Consider the following 19,038-nt stretch of genomic DNA (forward strand, 5'->3'; position numbering starts at 1 on the left):
CCTACTGAGCGATGGATACCGCAGTGTTAGGGACTTGCGGCTGGCGATACAGGTCGAGCAGCACCTGGTCGAGAATTGCCGAGGCACCCCACGGGCGAGGGTCGTTGAGGATGGCGACCACTGCCCAGGTGTTGCCGTTGCTGTCGCGGCTAAAACCGGAAATGGCCCGCACGGTATTCAGGGTGCCGGTCTTGATATGCGCCTGGCCGTTCATGGCCGTGGTTTTCAGGCGTTTGCGCATGGTGCCGTCCTTGCCGGCAATGGGCATGGAACTGATGAACTCGGCAGCGTAGGGGCTTTTCCAGGCTGCCTGGAGCATTTGCGCCATTTCCCGTGCGCTGACGCGCTCTGCACGGGACAGGCCGGAGCCGTTTTCCATGACCAGGTGCGGCGCAGTGATGCCTTTTTTCGCCAGCCACTGGCGCACTACGCGCTGTGCGGCTTTGGCGTCGTCACCGTCGGCGTCATTGCGAAACTGCGCGCCCAGGCTCAGGAACAACTGCTGGGCCATGGTGTTGTTACTGTACTTGTTGATGTCGCGAATGATCTCGGCCAGGTCAGGCGAGAACGCGCGTGCCAGCAACTTGGCACCTTTTGGCACGCTGGCCTGGCGGTCCTGGCCCTGGATGCTGCCACCCAGCTCTTTCCAGATGGCGCGTACGGCGCCAGCGGTGTAGGTCGCGTGATCAAGCAGGGACAGATAAGTCTGCGAGTTGCAGCCATCAGCCAGTTGCCCGCTGACGGTGACAATCACCGAGCCGTCTGCTTGTGTGACCGGGTTGTAGCGCACATCGCCGGTGCATTGCTTGGCGTTGACGGCTTTGACCTGGTTATCGATCTTGATGCTGGCAATCGGTGGTTCAACCGAGATCAGGACTTTGCCGCCATCGTTGCGGGCCACGAAGCGCAGGGCCTTGAGGTTGACCATCAACGAGTCGGGCTTGACCAGGAAGGGCTTGTTCTTGTCATTGCCGTCATCGTTGAACACCGGCAGTTGCGGCTGATCGAAGAAGTTGCGGTCAAGCACCAGGTCGCCGGTCACCTGCTGCACGCCATTGGCGCGCAGGTCGCGCATCAATAGCCAGAGTTTTTCCATGTTGAGCTTGGGGTCGCCGCCGCCCTTGAGGTACAGGTTGCCTTGCAGGATGCCGTTGTTGAGCGTGCCGTCAGTGTAGAACTCGGTTTTCCACTGATGGGTCGGGCCGAGCATTTCCAGGGCCGCGTAGGTGGTCACCAGTTTCATGGTGGAGGCCGGGTTCATGGACACGTCGGCGTTGTAAACGGTTGGAATCCCGGGGCCGCTGAGAGGCAGCAGCACCAGGGACAAGGCGTCGTCGCCCAGCTTGTTGGTTTTAAGCGCTTGCTGAACTTTTGGTGTGAGGGTGGTATTGACGGGGGCGGCGTTGGCGCCGAAAGCCAGTGGCAGAAAAAAGCTGGCGAGAAACAGAGGCCGTAAAGATTTGATCATATGAAGTAAAACCCTGCAGGCGAGGGGGAAAATACGAGGGCATGATGAAAAGTTCCCTCAATGGTCATAAAAGTGTTGGCATTATGCCCCAAGGTTGTCGGGCTTGTGCATCCACCTGTTACAGGGTTTGGTGGATAAAGTATAGAAAACGATGAACCGTTCACACGGAACCGGGCGCCGGGCGGCCGAAGCTGCTAAAGTGCCGCCCGTTATTACTTAAGAGGATTGTTCAATGGCTACTAATCGTTCCCAGCGTCTGCGCAAAAAACTGTGCGTTGATGAATTTCAGGAGTTGGGTTTTGAGCTGAACCTGGATTTCAAAGAAGACCTGTCGGAAGAGGCTATCGATGCATTCCTGGCAGCTTTCCTGGCAGAAGCCATGGAAGCCAACGGTCTGGGTTATGTTGGCGGCGACGACTACGGTCTGGTTTGCCTGCAGAAGCGCGGCTCGGTCAGCGAAGAACAGCGTGCAGCTGTTGAAGCCTGGCTCAAGGCGCGTCCAGAGCTGACCACCGTTGAAGTCAGCCCGCTGCTGGACGTGTGGTACCCGGAAAAAGAAATCAATCCGGTAGCCTGACGTCAAACGCAAAGGCAGCCCGCGCGGCTGCCTTTGTGTGTTACGCCCTCTGACCCGTCCGGGTCTTGATTCGAATTTCTAAGTCTCAGTGCCGCGTATTTTCGTGCGATTTGCCGTGGGCGTCATGTTGTGGGAGCGGGCTTGCTCGCGATGCAGGCAGCGCGGTCTCCAGGGAGTGCCCGGTGATGCCATCGCGAGCAAGCCCGCTCCCACCTCTTGATATGAGGGGCTCAGTCGTAAATCGACTTCTTTTTCCAGTCCGCATCGGCTTCGTCGGTTTTCAAGCCTTCAGTCAGCTCGTTCACTTCGCCCGTATTCGGCGCGAGTGCGCTTTGCACCTGTGCGTCGGCGCGGGCCAGCTGTGCTTCAAAGTCCTTCAGCGGGGCGTTGTACATGGCCGGCACCGGCTGTTTGCGCAAATACTGCACGGCGCGCTCGAAAGCCAGGCGGGCCTGGGCCGGCTGGTTTTTCTGTAAGGCGAGCTTGCCCAGGTTGTTGAAGAACTCGATATGCACCACCACCAACAAGTGGCGAATCTCTTTAAGCCATTGCTTGGCTTCATTAGTAGGCAGAAAACCATCCTGCGCAGCACGGGTAATCTGGCCGTGCAGGGTTTCCAGCAAGAAGCGCACGTCCTTGGCCTTGGCCTCGCTCATGATGGGGTTGGGCGGGTTGTTGACCGGGATCGACTCGCCTTTGCCAATCAAGCCCGTGAGTTCGGCCACTTGCGCCTTCAAGTCGGCGCTGGATTTGTGCAGCAGTAACAGACGCTGCAGGGCGTTGAGTTCCAGGCGCGTGATCAGCAGTTTGAGGGCAGGGGACATCAGTTGCCCGGGAAACGTTTCGTTGACCTCGCTGCAGCGGCGCACGCGGTCATTGAGCTCGACCTTGAGGCGGGCCTTCTCCAGTTTGTTGTTTTCCACTACATGGTTGATGTAGACGATGGCGATCAATAGTGCGATCCCGGCGACGACAAGCAGGGCGATCATGGAGGGCGTCAACGTTAAAACCTCTTCTGGTTGTGGGTGCGCTGTCTCGGTGAGGTCGGGTCGCCTGGGTATATAGAGAGGCTGAAGATCGACGGGCAGCAAACTGCCATCACTGAGGTTGGGCAATCATAACCCCTTGTAGGGTGCCGGAATATAGGCGTCAGGAGCTTGGCTTGAGACTCCGTAGGAAAACGCCTTAATAGGGGGGAAGTCATTGATTTCAATATATTTTCATATTGGGGTTGACGACCTTCCAATCCATCCCTAGAATGCGCGCCAATTGCAGCGTAAAGCAAACAGCCAAACGCTTGTAACCAGTGAAGTTGTAGTGTGTCCCCTTCGTCTAGTGGCCTAGGACACCGCCCTTTCACGGCGGTAACAGGGGTTCGAGTCCCCTAGGGGACGCCATTGCGGGAATAGCTCAGTTGGTAGAGCACGACCTTGCCAAGGTCGGGGTCGCGAGTTCGAGTCTCGTTTCCCGCTCCATTTTTAAGCAGCTTTGCTTTCGGGCGAAGTTGAGTGAAAGCCAAGAGACTAACATTTTTTAGTGATCTGGCACTGAAATGTACGTGTGCATTTCGGGCAACGTCCCCTTCGTCTAGTGGCCTAGGACACCGCCCTTTCACGGCGGTAACAGGGGTTCGAGTCCCCTAGGGGACGCCATTATTGCGGGAATAGCTCAGTTGGTAGAGCACGACCTTGCCAAGGTCGGGGTCGCGAGTTCGAGTCTCGTTTCCCGCTCCATTTTTAAGCAGCTTTGCTTTCGGGCGAAGTTGAGTGAAAGCCAAGAGACTAACGTTTGTTAGTGATCTGGCACTGAAATGTACGTGTGCATTTCGGGCAACGTCCCCTTCGTCTAGTGGCCTAGGACACCGCCCTTTCACGGCGGTAACAGGGGTTCGAGTCCCCTAGGGGACGCCATTATTGCGGGAATAGCTCAGTTGGTAGAGCACGACCTTGCCAAGGTCGGGGTCGCGAGTTCGAGTCTCGTTTCCCGCTCCAAATTTTGTTTTTTGGAGCTACGCAGTTGCAAAAAACACTCAGAAAGCAGCCTTAGGGCTGCTTTTTGCGTTTCCGGGTTTTGCTTTTCTTGCTCCGCGTAAACGCTTCTAAGCTGATAACCAATCGATCTGCAAGAAAACCCCGGCTGGCGCCACACAAGAATTCAAACCTGATTTGAGTTCTTCAGATGTCGTATTACTTCGATAGCGCCCAGCAACGGGACATCCAGGCCTTGTCCCTTACCTTCACCGGTCGAACCCAGTGGCCTACCTGGTTTTTGCTGCTTGCCGTACCCGCTGCCTGGTTCGCCTTGCTGCTGGGCAGTCCGCTGCTCGGCGCGGGCTGGACGATTGTGCTGCTGATTCCGGTGGTTGTGTTATGGATGTCGGTGCAGCACGAACTGCTGCATGGCCATCCCACCCGTTTCAATGGCCTTAACAAAGTGCTGGGCTACGCCCCGTTTGCCCTGTGGTATCCCTACACTCTGTATCGCGACAGCCATTTGCAGCATCACCGCGATCATGACCTGACCCTTCCCGGTATCGACCCCGAAAGCCGCTATATGACTCAGGCTCACTGGCAAGGCAGTTCGAAACTGTTGCGCGGTCTGCTCTGGCTGAACAAAACGGTGCCCGGCCGCTTGCTGGTGGGGCCGCCCCTGGCGTTGTACGGTATGGCCAGAGAAGAGCTGCAACGCCTGCGCAGTGGCGACCGGCAAGCCTGGTGTATGTGGCTGACCCACGGTTTTTTTACCCTGCTGATGTTTGCCTTTATTGCGTACTGCAGCGAACTGGCCGTTTGGCAGTATGTGTTTCTGGTCACCGTACCGGTTTTGTCAGTGGGCATGGTCCGTTCCTTTTATGAGCACCGCCCCGCAGTCCGGCCGGAACAGCGAACGGTACTCAATGAAGCCGGTTGGCCCTGGACCTGGCTGTTCCTGAACCTCAATTTGCATCTGGTGCACCATGATTTACCGAGTTTGCCGTGGTTTTACCTGCCCAGGGTCTACCGGGCGCGGCGCGCGCAGTGGCAGCAACGCAGTGGTGGTTTCCTGGTGCAAGGCTACGGTGAGCTGATTCGTCGTCACGCGGTGCAGGCGATTGATAGCCCGCAGCATCCGTTCAGTTAATTACTAAAGGTGCCTTCCATGTCTGGCCGTTATGCCGAATTGGCAATGTATGTAGCCCCCCAGCAAGTCAGCCAGGCCAATGAGCAGTGGTTGACCCGCATTCTCGAGCTGTTGCAGCAACCGCGTGGTGATGCCCGGGGCCTGGATTCACTGGCGCTGTGGCGGTCTGCGCACCTGTTGCTCAGCCAGACCTGCGGCTACCCGCTGTTGACCCAGTTGCGCGGGCAGGTGCAAGTGATCGGTCGCCCGCAGTACGAATGGCCTGACAGCAGTGGCGGTGAGCATTGCAGTGTGATTGTCAGCCGTGATGCAGACCCGCGCCGCGATCTGGGCGCTTTTGCGGGCAGCCGCGGGGTGATCAATGATCTGCACTCCAACAGCGGCATGAATCTGTTGCGCCATCGCCTTGCGCCCCTGCAGCGCGGCGGGCGCTTTTTTGCCTCAGTGGCCGTTAGCGGGGCGCACCGGCAAAGCCTGCGCTGGGTGCGTGAAGGCTGGGCAGACCTGGCCGCCATCGACAGCGTGACCTTTGCCTACCTGGCCCGTTATGCCCCGGCAGAAGTTGCCGGGCTGCGGGTTGTGGCGCGTACGGCCTCCAGCCCGACCCTGCCTTACATCACTGCCCTCAATGCCGGACCTGACGGCGCTGAGCGGATTCGCCAGGCAATGAATACTGCCTTGCTGCAATTACCCGAGGTCGCTGCAACCCTGGGGCTGCGGGAAGTTTTACCCGCCAGCGAAGCAAACTATCTGAAGGTTCTCGATTATCGGCAGGAGGCGACTGAATTCGGGTATGGGGTGTTGCAGTAATGGCGTGAATATTAATAGCTTAAACGAATAACCAAATGTTTTTTTAGTATTTAAATTGCATAAAACCTTTTGCTAGCATCGCCGCACCGGATCACCGGACATACCGTTCTACTTACTTTCTGGAGCCTCTATGTCCGGCGCCGACTTCGCTCACCGCGATCATGTGAGCCAGCTTTATCGCACCCACTATTTGTGGCTGCATGCACGATTGTGCCGTTACCTCGATTCCAGCAGCTACGCTGAAGACATTGCAGCCGATACGTTTGCCCAGCTTTTAAGTGCCCCTCAAAGCCTGGTCATTCGTGAACCGCGTGCGCTGTTGACGACTATCGCCCGGCGTTTGATCTTTCAACTGTGGCGTCGCCGGGATGTGGAGCGGGCCTATCTGATGAGCGTGCAACAGCAAGAACCCCTGCATTCACCCTCGCCAGAAACACTGGCCCAGGCCCTCCAGGCCCTGCAAGTGATTGACGCCCGGCTTGATGGTTTGCCCGACAAGGTCAAGGAAACCTTCGTGCTGTCACGGGTCAATGGCCTGACCTACCCCGAAATTGCCCAACAACTGGGAATTTCCCGGCGCAGCGTCAGTCACTACATGGTTCGTGCACTCAAGCGCTGCGCCATTGCGCAATCACCCTACCGCCCCTCCATAACAAGAGAATCCCCATGAGTAACTTGAAAAAATGGCTCGGTGGGCCGCTGTTGGCCGTGGCCCTTGTCGCTCAGCCAGTACTGGCCGAGCAGAAAACCCCGGTTCACTTCGGTGATATCACCTGGGAAAGCGGCAGCCTGATTACCGAAGTACTACGCCTTATTACCGAAAAAGGCTACGACGTGGCTACGGACACACTGCCGGGCAGCACGGTCAGCCTGGAAGCCGCACTGGCCAAAAACGATATCCAGGTGATTGGAGAAGAGTGGGCAGGGCGTAGCCCGGTGTGGATCAAGGCCGAAGCCGAAGGCAAGGTGCAGGGCCTGGGCGATATCGTCAAGAACGCCAGTGAAGGCTGGTGGGTGCCGGAATATGTGATCAAAGGCGACCCGGAAAAAGGCATCAAGCCAGTGGCGCCGGACTTGAAGTCTGTCAACGATCTGGCGCGCTACAAAGATGTTTTCCGTGATCAGGAAGACCCGTCTCGCGGTCGCTTTCTGAACAGTCCTACTGGCTGGACCTCTGAAATCGTCAATAGCCAGAAGCTCAAGGCCTACGGCCTGGACAAGGACTTCGTGAACTTCCGTACCGGCTCCGGCGCGGCGCTGGATGCCGAGGTCAGTTCATCAATCAAGCGTGGCAAACCGGTGTTGTTCTACTACTGGTCGCCCACCCCGCTGATTGGCCGTTACAAGCTGATCAAGCTCGAAGAGCCTGCCTTTGATGCCGAAGCCTGGAAAACCCTGGCCGACGTCAATAACCCAAACCCCAAGGGCACTCGTTCGTTGCCGGCGAAACTGGCCATCGGCGTGTCGACGCCGTTCAGCCAGCAATACCCGCAACTGGTCGAGTTCTACCAGAAGGTCGATTTCCCCATCGATCTGCTGAACACCACCCTGGCGCAGATGAGCGAAAAACGCACCGAGCCGCGCAAGGCCGCGCAGGCCTTTTTGCGTGAGCAACCGCAGATCTGGCACGCCTGGGTCACTCCAGAAGCTGCGGCCAAGGTCGATGCGGCGCTTAAAGCGAATTAACCTCTTGAACGCGAGCACTGCATGTTTCCTGACAATCTGACGTTTTCCATCGCAGGATGGGTCAACGACGGGGTTGATGCGCTGGTCAGCAACTACGGCGATGTGTTTCGGCACATCTCCGACACGTTGCTGTGGGCCATCGTCAACCTTGAAAACCTGCTGCGCCTGACCCCCTGGTGGCTGATGCTGGCCATCGTCGGGGTGATTGCCTGGCATGCCACGCGCAAAGTCGTCAGCACCTTGCTGCTCGTCGGCCTGCTATTTCTGGTCGGGGCTGTCGGGCTGTGGGACAAGCTCATGCAAACCCTGGCATTGATGATGGTAGCCACGGTCATTTCGGTGCTGTTGGGCATCCCCCTGGGGATCCTCGCCGCCCGCAACAACCGCCTGCGCTCGCTGCTGATGCCGCTGCTGGACATCATGCAGACCATGCCCAGCTTCGTGTACCTGATCCCGGTGCTGATGCTGTTTGGCCTGGGCAAGGTGCCAGCGATTTTTGCCACTGTGATCTATGCGGTGCCACCGCTGATCCGCCTGACCGACCTGGGCCTGCGCCAGGTTGACCGCGAGGTCATGGAGGCCATCAACGCCTTTGGCGCCACGCCTTGGCAGCAGTTGTTCGGCGTGCAATTGCCGCTGGCCATGCCGAGCATCATGGCCGGGATCAACCAGACCACCATGATGGCGCTGTCGATGGTGGTGATTGCCTCGATGATCGGCGCCCGAGGCCTGGGCGAGGATGTGCTGGTGGGCATCCAGACCCTCAACGTGGGCAAGGGCCTGGAGGCCGGGCTGGCGATCGTGATTCTGGCGGTGGTCATCGACCGTATTACCCAGGCCTATGGCCGCCCGCGGCACGGGGATCAGAAATGAGCGTCAACAAAATAGAAGTGCGCAACGTGTTCAAGGTGTTCGGCAATCGTGAAAAAGACGTGCTGGCCATGATCCGCGCAGGCAAGAGCAAGGAGCAGGTGCTGGCCGAAACCGGCTGCGTGGTGGGCATCAACGATTTGTCGCTGTCGATCGCGGCCGGGGAGGTGTTCGTCATCATGGGCTTGTCCGGTTCGGGCAAGTCCACGCTGGTACGTCATCTCAATCGCCTGATCGACCCCAGCAGCGGGCAGATCCTGGTGGACGGTGAAGATATCCTGGAATACGACATGCCGGCCCTGCGCCATTTTCGCCGGCACAAGATCAGCATGGTGTTTCAGAACTTTGGCCTGTTGCCGCACCGCAACGTGCTGGATAACGTCGCCTATGGTTTGAAAGTGCGCGGCGAGAGCACGGCGCAATGCCAGGCGCGGGCTCGCCACTGGATTACAGTGGTCGGCCTGCAGGGGTACGAGCAGGCCTTTATTCATCAGCTGTCGGGCGGCATGCGCCAGCGTGTCGGCCTGGCGCGGGCATTGGCCACCGACACCGATATTATCCTGATGGATGAGGCTTTCAGCGCCCTCGACCCGTTGATCCGCGCCGAGATGCAGGACCAGTTGCTCGAACTGCAGCGTACCCTGCAAAAAACCATCGTGTTTATCACCCATGACCTGGACGAGGCATTGCGCATCGGCAATCGCATCGCCGTGCTCAAGGATGGCCAGTTGATCCAGGTGGGTACCCCCCACGAGATCCTGCATGCGCCGGCGGATGATTACGTCGACCGCTTTGTCCAGCGTCGGCGTACCAGCGCCTAGCGATATCCTGATACCGCACGCAGTGCGGGTTTGTTGCGTTCAATCAGGCAATCCGGTTCTGCCCTGCACGGGCAGGGCCCTGTCTGCCATCCAACGCGATGAACTGCCATGCCAACACTTTCGACCACACCCGACTCACTGGTTCGTCACGCGGTTCTGGGCAATTTTGCGGCCCCGGATTTTGCCCGGCGCCCGACCTTTCAAAATGTTGCGGCGCTCTGCTTCAAACAGGCCCTGCTGGAGAAGTATCCGGCCCTGAGCGTGGACTTTACTCAACTGGCCATTGCCGAACCCGTGGAAAGCACCGATAGCTCCGGCCCGCCCCGGGGTTATCGTTTTGGGCACCCTGTGGATGCGATGATCCGCAGTTTTATCAACTCGACGCCGGTTACCCTGATCCAGGGCGTGCATCGCCTGACGGTCGATCCCAACCGGCTGGCCCCCCATCCGTTGGCCGTGGGCATGGCCGAGCTGCAGGCCATTATCAACGACCATGCGCCGCTGCTGATCAGGGCCTACCAGCAGGCGCTGGCCGAGTTCTGGAGTGACAGCCCTGACCGTTCGCTGCCGCCCCTGCAGTGGTTGCGGCGGGTGTTGCAGACTGCCCTGAAAAGCGCCGCCCTGGCTCAGGGCCGTACGCCCTCGTTGTCTGCCGAGCAGTCGGTGGCGCTGGCGGTGGTGGCGGCGTTCCCCGACAGGCAGGACCGGGCCCGAGGGACCGCGGAAACCCCGCTGAAAGCCTGGCTGGTGAATATTGACGGTAGCCATAACGATGCGCGGCAACGCTTCCAGTTGCCGGGCGTGATGCTGGTGACCCGGCAAATGCCCGATCGCCTGATTGTGCTGGGTTACTCCCTGGAACATGGCGTCGAGCTGTTCGCTTCGGTGCAAGCGTTTGCAACCTGTATGGTTACCCGCGTATTGCAAGACACGGCCCTGCGCTCCCTGAGCTGGAGCCTGCATGAGCCTGAAGGGGATTTTTTTACCGCGCTTGGCATCACCCTGCTCGATGAGCAGTTGCGTGACATTGCCCGCATAGGGGCTGATGCCCAAGCCGAAAAATACACGGTCGCGCGCCTGGAGCAGGCGCTGGATGAGGCGGGCAGGATGTTCCCGTTTTTCAGCCCCCGGGAGCGCCCCGAACTGCAGCGGGTGATGGCGGTATTGCCCGACTGGCTGAGGCAGGCCAGCCCGGCAGACCAGTTGGCCTGCAGCAAGCTGATTGGCGCCGAGGTTGCCTGGCAGCGCCAGACCCGGGGCCAGACGTTTCTCGAGGGTATCGTGGCCATGCCGGAGTATGCCGAGGGGCTTATCCGCCAGCGCATCGAGCAAGACCACCCGCAATCAGGGCTCGATATCACACAGATCGAGATCCATGACATCGGCGTCGAGAATTTGCAGTTGCCCATCTTCACCGACGATGTGCTGCCCTTCGCCGAGTTTGTCCTGACCTACCGGGGTGGTTGGCCCGTCGGCCTGATCGGGGTCAGGCAACGCTCGGGCGAAGCCGTACCCGACTGGTTGAATGGTGCCTATGTAAAAAACCTAGTGGATGAACTGGATGTGGGCAGCCGCTATATCGCGCTGCTGAAAAACCTGCTGGTGGACAACGAGGCCGAGGTGACGCGGCGCAAGGGGCTGTTCGCCTCGCAATTGCAGGTGCAATTGCCGTTATTTGCCCTGGAGCGAAAAATCAGGGGGCAGGCCGGTTTTACCCAGCAGGGCGTAGACATCTTGAGCCGGTTGATGGCCCCCGGCGGGCAGCACCCGGCCAGCGCTGCCGATGTGTGCGTGCGCCCCCTGGGGTTTCATGCCTATGAAGGAGCGGGCGTTGATACGGTGGCGAACATGTTTGTGTTTGGGGCCCGGCAGACTGGCACCGGCCCCTTTATTCTCTATCGCCTTTCTCGCCCGAACCGTTGCTGGAGTTCGCCAGCTGGGCCGCGCTGCTGGCGGCGATCAAACAGCCCGGCGATCTGCAGGAAAGCATACTGACCTGGCTGGACGATGATGCCCGCGGTTATTACGCCGACGGCGGCTTTGAGCGCCCGCATCTGGAAAGCGTGCTGCTTGAAGGTATCTTGGCCCTCCTGCCGCGCAGCCCGGCGACCCTCGGCACCCAGAGGGTGGTGGGGGATTATTTCGAGGCCATGTTCGATGCCAATGCCAAGGCCTTGATGACCTTGGCCGACAAGCAGACCGTCTCGACCGCCGAGCGGCGCTGGATCTTGCTTAAACGCTATGGCTGGAGCCTGTTCAACGGACTGACATTTTTCCTCAGCGGGCCCTTGCAGAAAGCCGCCTGGCTGTTCCAGACCCTGCTGAGCCTGGACAGCGGCCTGCAGGCGCGAATCAATGGCGACAAGCAAGGGGTGCAACAAACCCTGATCGACCTGCTGTTCAATATCAGCCAGGCCCTTCTGCATGCCGGCCTGAACTTCAAGGCGCAGGCCAATGAGCGCCAGCGCCTGCAAGCGCCGGTCGACGAGCCCCTGTTCAGCATCGCTAAACCACAGCCCCCACGGGTGGTAGAGCCCCATATTGTCTCGGTGCTTGCGCAAAAAAAACTGCCTGACCTCGATGGCCGTGCTGCCCGGGATTATTCCGCGCTGGATTTCTCCTGGTTCGGTGCGCAACAACGCCTGAACCAGACGCAGCAGGCGAGCTTGAACACGTTCGCCCTGGCCATCGACTTGAGCCAGGGCACACCCATCGAAGTCGGCCCGTTACAAGGGGTGATCAACCATGAAGGCAAGTCGTATGTGCAGGTCGACGGCCACACCTACCGCGTTGCCCGCGATGTCGATGGCTTGGTGATTCAGGACGACAGCCAGCCGACCAGATTCGGCCCGCGCCTGCGCAGCGATGAGGCCGGGCAGTGGCGCCTGGACCTGCGTCTGGGGTTGCGCGGCGGGGGGCCGAAAAAGGCGATCCAGGCATTGCGCGAAAAAAAGGCGCAGAAACTCGCCGCCCTTGAGCAACAGGCCGGGGAGCTGGATGTTGAACTGCACAGACGTGAGCGTGTGCTCAGGCTTACGGAGGAGTTGCTGGGTAAATACCCGGAGCGACACACGGCGCTGGTTGACCGTTACGAGGCCGAGATCGATGCATGGCGCACTACAGTGCTGGAACTGATCGCGGTGAAAACCCGTTCCCACGACATCACTCCCGTGGAGGGTTTTGCCATGAAAACCCAGGAAACCTGGGTACAACTGACCTTGCGCCTGTTCAAGTTGCAGAACTACCTGGAAGAAACGCTCAATCTCCTGCCGGTCTGCAACTCCAGGCCTTCTTACATTCCGGACCTGCTGGAGATGATGGCCGAGATATCCCGTGGCTCAACGCTGCCTTATGCGCGCTGGATCGAGGATTTGAAGCAGGCCGAGCAGGTAGAGGCCCGGCTGTATAAAAACTCCTTGCGCGAGAGCCAGGCCCTGACTGAGGTCAAGCGTCGGCCGTTGCCCAAGGAGAGCTCGCTGCTGGAAATCGCGAGCCAACCCGACGGCGACTATTTTGATCGCCACTGGGCGGCAGCCTACCTGGAAACCCTCTGTGAGCTGGTTATCCGTCGTGATGCATTCAACCTTAGCCCTGAAGAGCAGCACGCGTTTGATCTCTTCGGCCAAGGGACACTGATAGACACCGCCTGGTCGCAATTGAGCCTGCGCCGAGAAGGGACGCTGTACACCAGCGATCATCTGGATTTTTTTGACCGCACCATTGACCAGTACGATGCTGCCGAAGGGGTATGCCGAAACATCATAAGCCTTGGCTCAGAGCATTTTCGCAATGAGTACCTGCCGGAAATCATCCGTGTGCTAGGTGAACTACGAAACTTTGCAGAAGCCCAGATGCAGAACGTTATTCATGACTCGGAAAGCTCATCCTCCGAAGCCGAAGAGCCTGTGCCCGGGCCCAGCCGTGTCTTCAATCTGCCCAAGGCCAGTAACTCCTCGGCCCAGGGCTCTCAGCAAATCATCAAGACCACCCGCAACCTGACCCTGGTAGGGCAGCGCCGGCCTCCGTCAACCACTTCCGAAGGTTCGGATGAAGAGATTGTTGATGTGGCCGAAGGTATCGACCGCATGAAAATCCGCTCGTACCGCAAAACCCAGGCCGGGGACTGGGAAGAAATCGGCAGCAGCCGGCCACCGACCCTGCAGGCTTCCCAGGCCAGGCCACTGGCCGGGCTGCAGGTGGAGGCGCGCAAATTGCTGGAGCGTCTGTCGGAAGTCATCGCGCAGAACAGGGTCAGTGCCAATACGTCGAAGATCCCGGTGGAAATCGAGGAAATCCTCGATTTCAAGGCTCGCGCGCTGGACGAAGTCGCGCAGCAGATCGAAAAAATCGTGCTGGCGTCCAACCATAATGTCGAGGTTCTGGACCCGCAGCGTAAAACAGCCGCCCTGGCGCAAATTGCCGAGCTCAAGGCGGCGGCTGGCAGATTGCGTACGGAGGGTCGCAGCCTGCGTATCAATATCATCAAGCGGCTGCCACCCACTGGGGCCAATGTGGAGTACTTGCTGGCCCAGGGGGAGGTGAGCATTGCCCGTGTGGGGCAGCGCCGGCATTTGTCCCGGGGCCAGCGCAAGGACTACCTGGATGAATATGTCATCAAGACCCGGGAGGGTACCGAGCTGTGGTTTGCCCATTTTCATTACAAGGCCAAGGACACCCCCGTTGCCGAGTTTGAGGTGGCCCATTTGAAAACCGCCCAGCAGCGCACCTTGAGTGAGCAGGCGCTGTACGCCCGGGCGCAAAGCTCCCATGAATATATCGAGGTGTATCGGGCCAAGCTGGACCGGGCAATGGCGCTACGGCTGTTTCTACCGACCCCTGGGGGGGCTCAGTCCAACGTGTAGCGAACAGACAGCACGCCCTTTTTCTGGCTGACGGACAGCACGTTGACGGCACCCAGCTCGGCCAGGGAGCGCACATGGGTGCCGCCGCACGGGTAACCCGGCAATTCGCCGAAACTGACGGCGCGTTGTTGAGTGGCAAGGTGCACATGCCTTGGCAGGTCGGCGCTGATCCACTGTGCCAGCGCGTGCTGCACGGCTTCTGCTTCAAAGGGGGTCGGCTGGTCGCCGGGTACAAAGCTGACCCGGCACTCGCCTGGCCAGTGGTGCGCCCTGGTTGGCACCCAGCCCAGTTGTTCGCCGTAAACACCAATCAAATGCCCGGCCGAATGCAGGCGGGCATTGAGCCGGCGGCGCGCTTCGTCGACCCGGGCCTGCGCCTTGCCTGTGGTCACAGGGTGGGTGGTGTAGTGCACGATGGATTCCTGCTCCTGCATGACCCGAGTGACCTGGCTGTCGCCGATCCAGCCAGTGTCGCTGGGTTGCCCGCCGCCCTGGGGGTGAAAGGGGGTGGCGACCAGGGTGACGGCGAACCCGTCTTCATGGGGTACACAGTGGGTAACGTCAACGTCGCAGTTCAGCGCATCGTCGGTAAAAAAAAGGCGTTGGGTCATGGCTGTGTTCCTGAACGGGTTTCTTTTTTCAGTATAAGGGTGCGCTTGTGGTGTGATAATCCTCTCAACTATCAATGGACCTGTGCGCTGTGAGCATAAATCTACCTGTGACGTTGCTGACTGAGATGGTGGTGTTTGTGAAGGTGGTCGAGGCCGGCAGCTTTTCCGCAGCTGCGCGCCAGCTGGGTAGTTCACCCTCGGCGGTAAGCCGCAGCATTGCCCGGCTGGAAAAGGCCCTGGCGATTCGCCTGTTGCAACGCACCACGCGCAAACTGCGTCTGAGCGATGCTGGTGAAGAAGTCTTCAGGCGTTGTCGCGAGATGGCGGGCGCGGCCCAGGCGGTGATGGACCTGAGCGGGCGATTCACCCGGGAAGCTGAAGGCTTGATTCGCGTCAGCGTGCCCAAGGCGGTGGGGCGCTATGTGATTCATCCGCATATGCCTGAATTCTTGCGTCGGTATCCCAAGGTCGATGTGCAATTGATTCTGGAAGACCGCTATGTCGACCTGATCGATGACAACGTTGACTTGAGTATTCGTATCACCGACGAGCCGCCGCCGGGGCTGGTGGGGCGTGAACTGTTTCCGATCGAGCATTTGCTCTGTGCCACGCCGCAGTATCTGGCCGAGCAGGGGGTGCCGCAGCAGCCCGAGGACTTGCGCGAGCACAGTTGCATTGTGCTGGGGGAAACCCCGGCCGATGCGCGCTGGAAATTCAGGCAGGGGAGCAAATCGGTGACCGTGGGCGTGCGCGGGCGTTATGCGGCCAACCACACCGGGGTGCGACTGGACGCGGTGTTGCAGGATATCGGTATTGGCAGCTTGCCGTATTTCACTGCCCGGCAGGCGCTGGAAGAAGGGAGGGTGATTCAGGTGCTGCCCGAGTGGGATTTTATTGCGTCCTACCACGGCGGCGTATGGTTGCTTCAGACCCCGACGCGCTACCTGCAGCCCAAATTGCGGGTGTTTATCGACTTTCTGGTGGAGCGGCTGGCGCAGGAACCGACGCTGGGGATGTTGCGTAAAACGTAGCAGCTGCCGAAGGCTGCGTTCGGCGGCGCAGCCGTCGTAAAGTCAGCCACTGCGGTGCGCCCGACAAACACGGCTCTAACGATTTGCGACGACTACGTCGCCGAACGCAGCCTTCGGCAGCTGCTACAGAGCTTTGTGTTTGCATAAAAAAGCCCGCCAGGCAAAACCGGGCGGGCTTTTGGGTCGGAGCGGTATCAGTGCTGCGGGCTGTCTTGGGTGGTCGGCAGCGCCATCAGTTGTTTTTCCTGATTCCAGTCGAACGGCTCATCGTTCAGTTCGGCTTCATGGCGGCGCTCTTCCAGAGCCTGGTACATGTCCAGTTCTTCATCCGAAAGGAAGTTGAAGCATGCACCGCCGAAGTACCACAGCAGGTCACGCGGCACCAGGTGGGCGATCTGCGGGTAGCGTTCGATCACCTGGCACATGATGTCCTGGCCCAGGTACTGGCTGTTGATCGGGTCAACCGGCAGCGAGCTGCGCATGTCGTCAAAACGCTCCAGGAACAGCGCGTGGCTTTCCTCGGGGATCTGCTCAGCGTCACCGACAGCAACCAGGATGCTGCGCAGAATGTCGAGCAACACTAGGTTGTGGTTCAGGTCATTGGTGGCCATTGCGGGTGTCCTCTTGGGCAAAACGGGCGCGAGAGTATAAAGCTCATCGCGCTCGCTGTCCTGCTATCGAATCTTTCCGTCTGTGTGGCTGAGTTCTTCCTTGCTGAAGTCATCCACGTCGATCACCTTGCGCCGTGCCGCTTCGGCAGCGCGCAGGGTTTGAGCTTCGGCCGGTTGCAGGACGCCAGCTTGCAATGCGGCCTCGATGGCCGGTTCGCCCGCAGCTGGTTTGACCTGGCCGCTTTTCAGCGCTTCGTGGAGCTTTTTGTGCAGTGGTCGCGCCTCGGCCAGCAGGTCGCAGGCCTGTTGCAGGGCGCCTACGGCATCGTCTGCCGATTGCGGGCGATAGCAACCGGCAAGTACTGCTTCGAGGGTCGGATCACCCTTGGCGCGGCCCAGTACGGCGGCCACTTCGGCATCCAGCCGGTCGGATGGTCCGGTATGACGACGGCCGAACGGGAACACCACGACCCGTAGCAGGCAGCCCAGGGCACGGTTGGGGAAGTTTTTCAGCAGTTCGTCCAGAGCACGCTCGGCCTGGCCGAGACTTTCTTCCATGGCCCACTTGAACAGCGGGTCAAGGTGCGCAGGTGAGTCCAGGTCGTGATAGCGCTTGAGCGCGGCGCTGGCCAGGTACATATGGCTCAGTACGTCACCCAGGCGCGCCGACAGACGCTCACGGCGTTTGAGTTCGCCACCCAGCAGCATCATGCTCAGGTCGGCCAGCAGGGCAAAGGCTGCGGCCTGACGGTTCAGGGCGCGGAAGTAACCCTGGCTCAAGGCGTTGCCAGGTGCATGCTCGAAACGCCCAAGACCCAGGTTCAGGACGAACGTGCTGGCCATGTTGCTGATCGCAAAACCGATGTGCTTGAGCAGCAGGTCGTCAAACTCGATCAGCGCCTGGTCCTTGTCTTCACGGCTGGCGAGGGCCATTTCCTTGAGGACAAAAGGATGGCAGCGAATGGCGCCCTGGCCGAAGATCATCAGGTTGCGCGACAGGATATTCGCGCCTTCCACGGTGATGAAAATCGGCGCACCCTGCCAGTTGCGGCCCAGGTAGTTGTTGGGCCCCATGATGATGCCCTTGCCGCCATGCACGTCCATTGCGTGGCTGATGCACTCGCGGCCGCGTTCGGTCAGGTGGTACTTGAGAATCGCCGACAGCACCGAGGGTTTTTCCCCCAGATCCACCGCGTTGGCGGTGAGCATGCGCGCGCTGTCCATCAGCCAGGCATTGCCGCCGATACGTGCCAGTGCCTCCTGAATGCCTTCGAAGGCCGCCAGTGGCACATTGAACTGTTCGCGCACCTGAGCATACTGGCCGGTCACCAGGCTGGTGAACTTGGCGGCGCCGGTGCCTACTGCAGGCAAGGAAATCGAACGCCCCACAGACAGGCAGTTCATCAGCATCATCCAGCCCTTGCCGAGCATCTCCTGGCCGCCGATCAGGTAGTCGAGCGGGATAAACACGTCTTTGCCCGAGTTCGGGCCGTTCATAAAGGCTGCGCCCAGTGGCAGGTGGCGACGGCCGATCTCGACGCCGGGGGTGTCGGTGGGGATCAACGCCAGGCTGATGCCCAGGTCTTCGTTGTCACCCAGCAGGTGGTCCGGGTCATGGGCCTTGAACGCCAGCCCCAGCAGGGTGGCGACAGGGCCGAGGGTGATGTAGCGCTTTTCCCAGTTCAGGCGCAGGCCAAGTACTTCTTCGCCTTGCCACTGGCCCTTGCAGATAATCCCGGTATCGGGCATTGCGCCGGCATCGGAGCCGGCCAGCGGCCCGGTCAAGGCAAAGCAGGGGATGTCATCGCCACGGGCCAGGCGGGGCAGATAGTGGTCGCGTTGTTCGTCGGTGCCGTAGTGCAGCAGCAATTCTGCCGGGCCTAGGGAGTTGGGCACCATCACAGTGGAGGCGAGGTCGCCGCTGCGGGTGGCCAGTTTCATCGCGACCTGGGAGTGGGCGTAGGCCGAGAAACCCTTGCCGCCGTAGGCCTTGGGGATGATCAGGGCGAAGAAACCATGTTCCTTGATATGCGCCCAGGCTTGTGGCGGCAAATCCATCGCCTGGCCGATTTCCCAGTCGCTGACCATCGCGCACAGTTCTTCGGTGGGGCCATCGATAAAGGCCTGCTCTTCTTCGGTCAGGTGGACCTTGGGGTAAGCCAGCAGCTGATTCCAGTCGGGGCGGCCACTGAACAGCTGGCCATCCCACCAGACCGTGCCGGCATCGATTGCATCGCGTTCGGTTTGCGACATCGGTGGCAGGGTTTTTTGAAACCAGCTGAACAGTGGCGCAGTGAACAGTTTGCGCCGCAGCTCAGGCAACAGCAGCAGGGCGGTGGGCGCGGCCAGCAGTAGCCAGAGGATTGCCAGCAGCCAGCCGGGGACATGGCCGATGACCCCCATCGCCAGCAGATAAACCGCCGTCACGGCAATGATCGTCAGCGGGGCGATGCGCCGGTGAGCCATATAGGCGAGGCCAACAATCAGAACCAGTATCCACAGCAACAGCATATTCAATCCTCCATGAAACCTAGGGGCAGGCACCCTTGTGAGCTTAGTCGCAACTTTCGC

The 19,038-nt window shown here is 59.8% G+C and carries 15 protein-coding genes and 6 tRNA genes; 16 read left to right on the forward strand and 5 right to left on the reverse strand.

What is annotated here, in order from left to right:
- Position 1: 1 nt before the first annotated feature.
- Positions 2–1,468 carry a D-alanyl-D-alanine carboxypeptidase/D-alanyl-D-alanine endopeptidase gene (gene dacB, locus BLU25_RS21285; protein ID WP_016779917.1) on the reverse strand — a complete coding sequence of 489 codons (1,467 nt, stop codon included), beginning with the start codon at positions 1,466–1,468 and terminating at the stop codon, positions 2–4.
- A gap of 232 nt (positions 1,469–1,700) precedes the next feature.
- Here dacB and BLU25_RS21290 point away from each other — a divergent pair, with 232 nt between their 5' ends.
- Positions 1,701–2,045 (forward strand): YggL family protein, encoded by a 345-nt coding sequence (locus BLU25_RS21290; RefSeq protein WP_016779918.1) that lies wholly within the window; start codon positions 1,701–1,703, stop codon positions 2,043–2,045.
- A 230-nt stretch (positions 2,046–2,275) separates the two neighbouring features.
- On the opposite strand, the gene BLU25_RS21295 is transcribed toward BLU25_RS21290, so the two are convergent.
- Positions 2,276–3,034 carry a hypothetical protein gene (locus BLU25_RS21295; protein WP_083369820.1) on the reverse strand — a complete coding sequence of 253 codons (759 nt, stop codon included), beginning with the start codon at positions 3,032–3,034 and terminating at the stop codon, positions 2,276–2,278.
- 332 nt (positions 3,035–3,366) lie between these two features.
- Between BLU25_RS21295 and BLU25_RS21300 the strand changes: the two genes are divergently transcribed.
- The 14 genes from BLU25_RS21300 (at position 3,367) to BLU25_RS21365 (ending at position 14,214) form a co-directional block, all read left to right on the forward strand.
- Positions 3,367–3,442, forward strand: a tRNA-Glu gene (locus tag BLU25_RS21300).
- Between the two features lie 2 nt (positions 3,443–3,444).
- Positions 3,445–3,520 (forward strand) — tRNA-Gly (locus tag BLU25_RS21305).
- A 101-nt stretch (positions 3,521–3,621) separates the two neighbouring features.
- Positions 3,622–3,697, forward strand: a tRNA-Glu gene (locus tag BLU25_RS21310).
- Positions 3,698–3,702: 5 nt separating this feature from the next.
- Positions 3,703–3,778 (forward strand) — tRNA-Gly (locus BLU25_RS21315).
- Between the two features lie 101 nt (positions 3,779–3,879).
- Positions 3,880–3,955, forward strand: a tRNA-Glu gene (locus BLU25_RS21320).
- A gap of 5 nt (positions 3,956–3,960) precedes the next feature.
- Positions 3,961–4,036, forward strand: a tRNA-Gly gene (locus BLU25_RS21325).
- Positions 4,037–4,223: 187 nt separating this feature from the next.
- Positions 4,224–5,165, forward strand: coding sequence for a fatty acid desaturase (locus BLU25_RS21330; protein ID WP_016779920.1), 942 nt, complete (start codon positions 4,224–4,226; stop codon positions 5,163–5,165).
- A gap of 18 nt (positions 5,166–5,183) precedes the next feature.
- A complete protein-coding gene (locus BLU25_RS21335) occupies positions 5,184–5,975 on the forward strand; it encodes a phosphate/phosphite/phosphonate ABC transporter substrate-binding protein (RefSeq protein WP_083369821.1) in 792 nt (263 codons plus the stop codon).
- Between the two features lie 130 nt (positions 5,976–6,105).
- Positions 6,106–6,645 (forward strand): sigma-70 family RNA polymerase sigma factor, encoded by a 540-nt coding sequence (locus tag BLU25_RS21340; protein WP_016779922.1) that lies wholly within the window; start codon positions 6,106–6,108, stop codon positions 6,643–6,645.
- Positions 6,642–7,661, forward strand: a complete 1,020-nt coding sequence (locus BLU25_RS21345) for an ABC transporter substrate-binding protein (RefSeq protein ID WP_016779923.1) — start codon at positions 6,642–6,644, stop codon at positions 7,659–7,661. The genes BLU25_RS21340 and BLU25_RS21345 overlap by 4 nt, the downstream gene beginning before the upstream one ends.
- A 21-nt stretch (positions 7,662–7,682) precedes the next feature.
- Entirely contained in the window at positions 7,683–8,534 is an 852-nt protein-coding gene (locus BLU25_RS21350; protein WP_016779924.1) for an ABC transporter permease, read from the forward strand.
- Entirely contained in the window at positions 8,531–9,352 is an 822-nt protein-coding gene (locus BLU25_RS21355; RefSeq protein WP_016779925.1) for a quaternary amine ABC transporter ATP-binding protein, read from the forward strand. Before BLU25_RS21350 ends, BLU25_RS21355 begins: the two co-directional genes overlap by 4 nt.
- Before the next feature lie 108 nt (positions 9,353–9,460).
- Positions 9,461–11,347, forward strand: coding sequence for a dermonecrotic toxin domain-containing protein (locus BLU25_RS21360; protein ID WP_029611290.1), 1,887 nt, complete (start codon positions 9,461–9,463; stop codon positions 11,345–11,347).
- Complete coding sequence (locus tag BLU25_RS21365) at positions 11,272–14,214, forward strand: DUF6543 domain-containing protein (protein ID WP_029611291.1); 2,943 nt, start codon at positions 11,272–11,274, stop codon at positions 14,212–14,214. Before BLU25_RS21360 ends, BLU25_RS21365 begins: the two co-directional genes overlap by 76 nt.
- Here BLU25_RS21365 and BLU25_RS21370 read toward each other — a convergent pair.
- Positions 14,199–14,825, reverse strand: a complete 627-nt coding sequence (locus BLU25_RS21370; RefSeq protein WP_016779926.1) for a hypothetical protein — start codon at positions 14,823–14,825, stop codon at positions 14,199–14,201. The two genes, BLU25_RS21365 and BLU25_RS21370, sit on opposite strands and share 16 nt — an antisense overlap.
- 89 nt (positions 14,826–14,914) lie before the next feature.
- Between BLU25_RS21370 and BLU25_RS21375 the strand changes: the two genes are divergently transcribed.
- On the forward strand, positions 14,915–15,856 hold the full coding sequence (locus BLU25_RS21375; RefSeq protein WP_029611292.1) for a LysR family transcriptional regulator: 942 nt from the start codon (positions 14,915–14,917) through the stop codon (positions 15,854–15,856).
- A 194-nt stretch (positions 15,857–16,050) separates the two neighbouring features.
- On the opposite strand, the gene BLU25_RS21380 is transcribed toward BLU25_RS21375, so the two are convergent.
- Complete coding sequence (locus BLU25_RS21380) at positions 16,051–16,467, reverse strand: PA2817 family protein (RefSeq protein WP_083369822.1); 417 nt, start codon at positions 16,465–16,467, stop codon at positions 16,051–16,053.
- A gap of 63 nt (positions 16,468–16,530) precedes the next feature.
- Positions 16,531–18,978, reverse strand: coding sequence for an acyl-CoA dehydrogenase (locus BLU25_RS21385; protein WP_016779929.1), 2,448 nt, complete (start codon positions 18,976–18,978; stop codon positions 16,531–16,533).
- Positions 18,979–19,038 lie beyond the last annotated feature (60 nt).

The organism is Pseudomonas fragi (assembly GCF_900105835.1).
Classification (GTDB): Bacteria; Pseudomonadota; Gammaproteobacteria; order Pseudomonadales; family Pseudomonadaceae; genus Aquipseudomonas; species Aquipseudomonas fragi.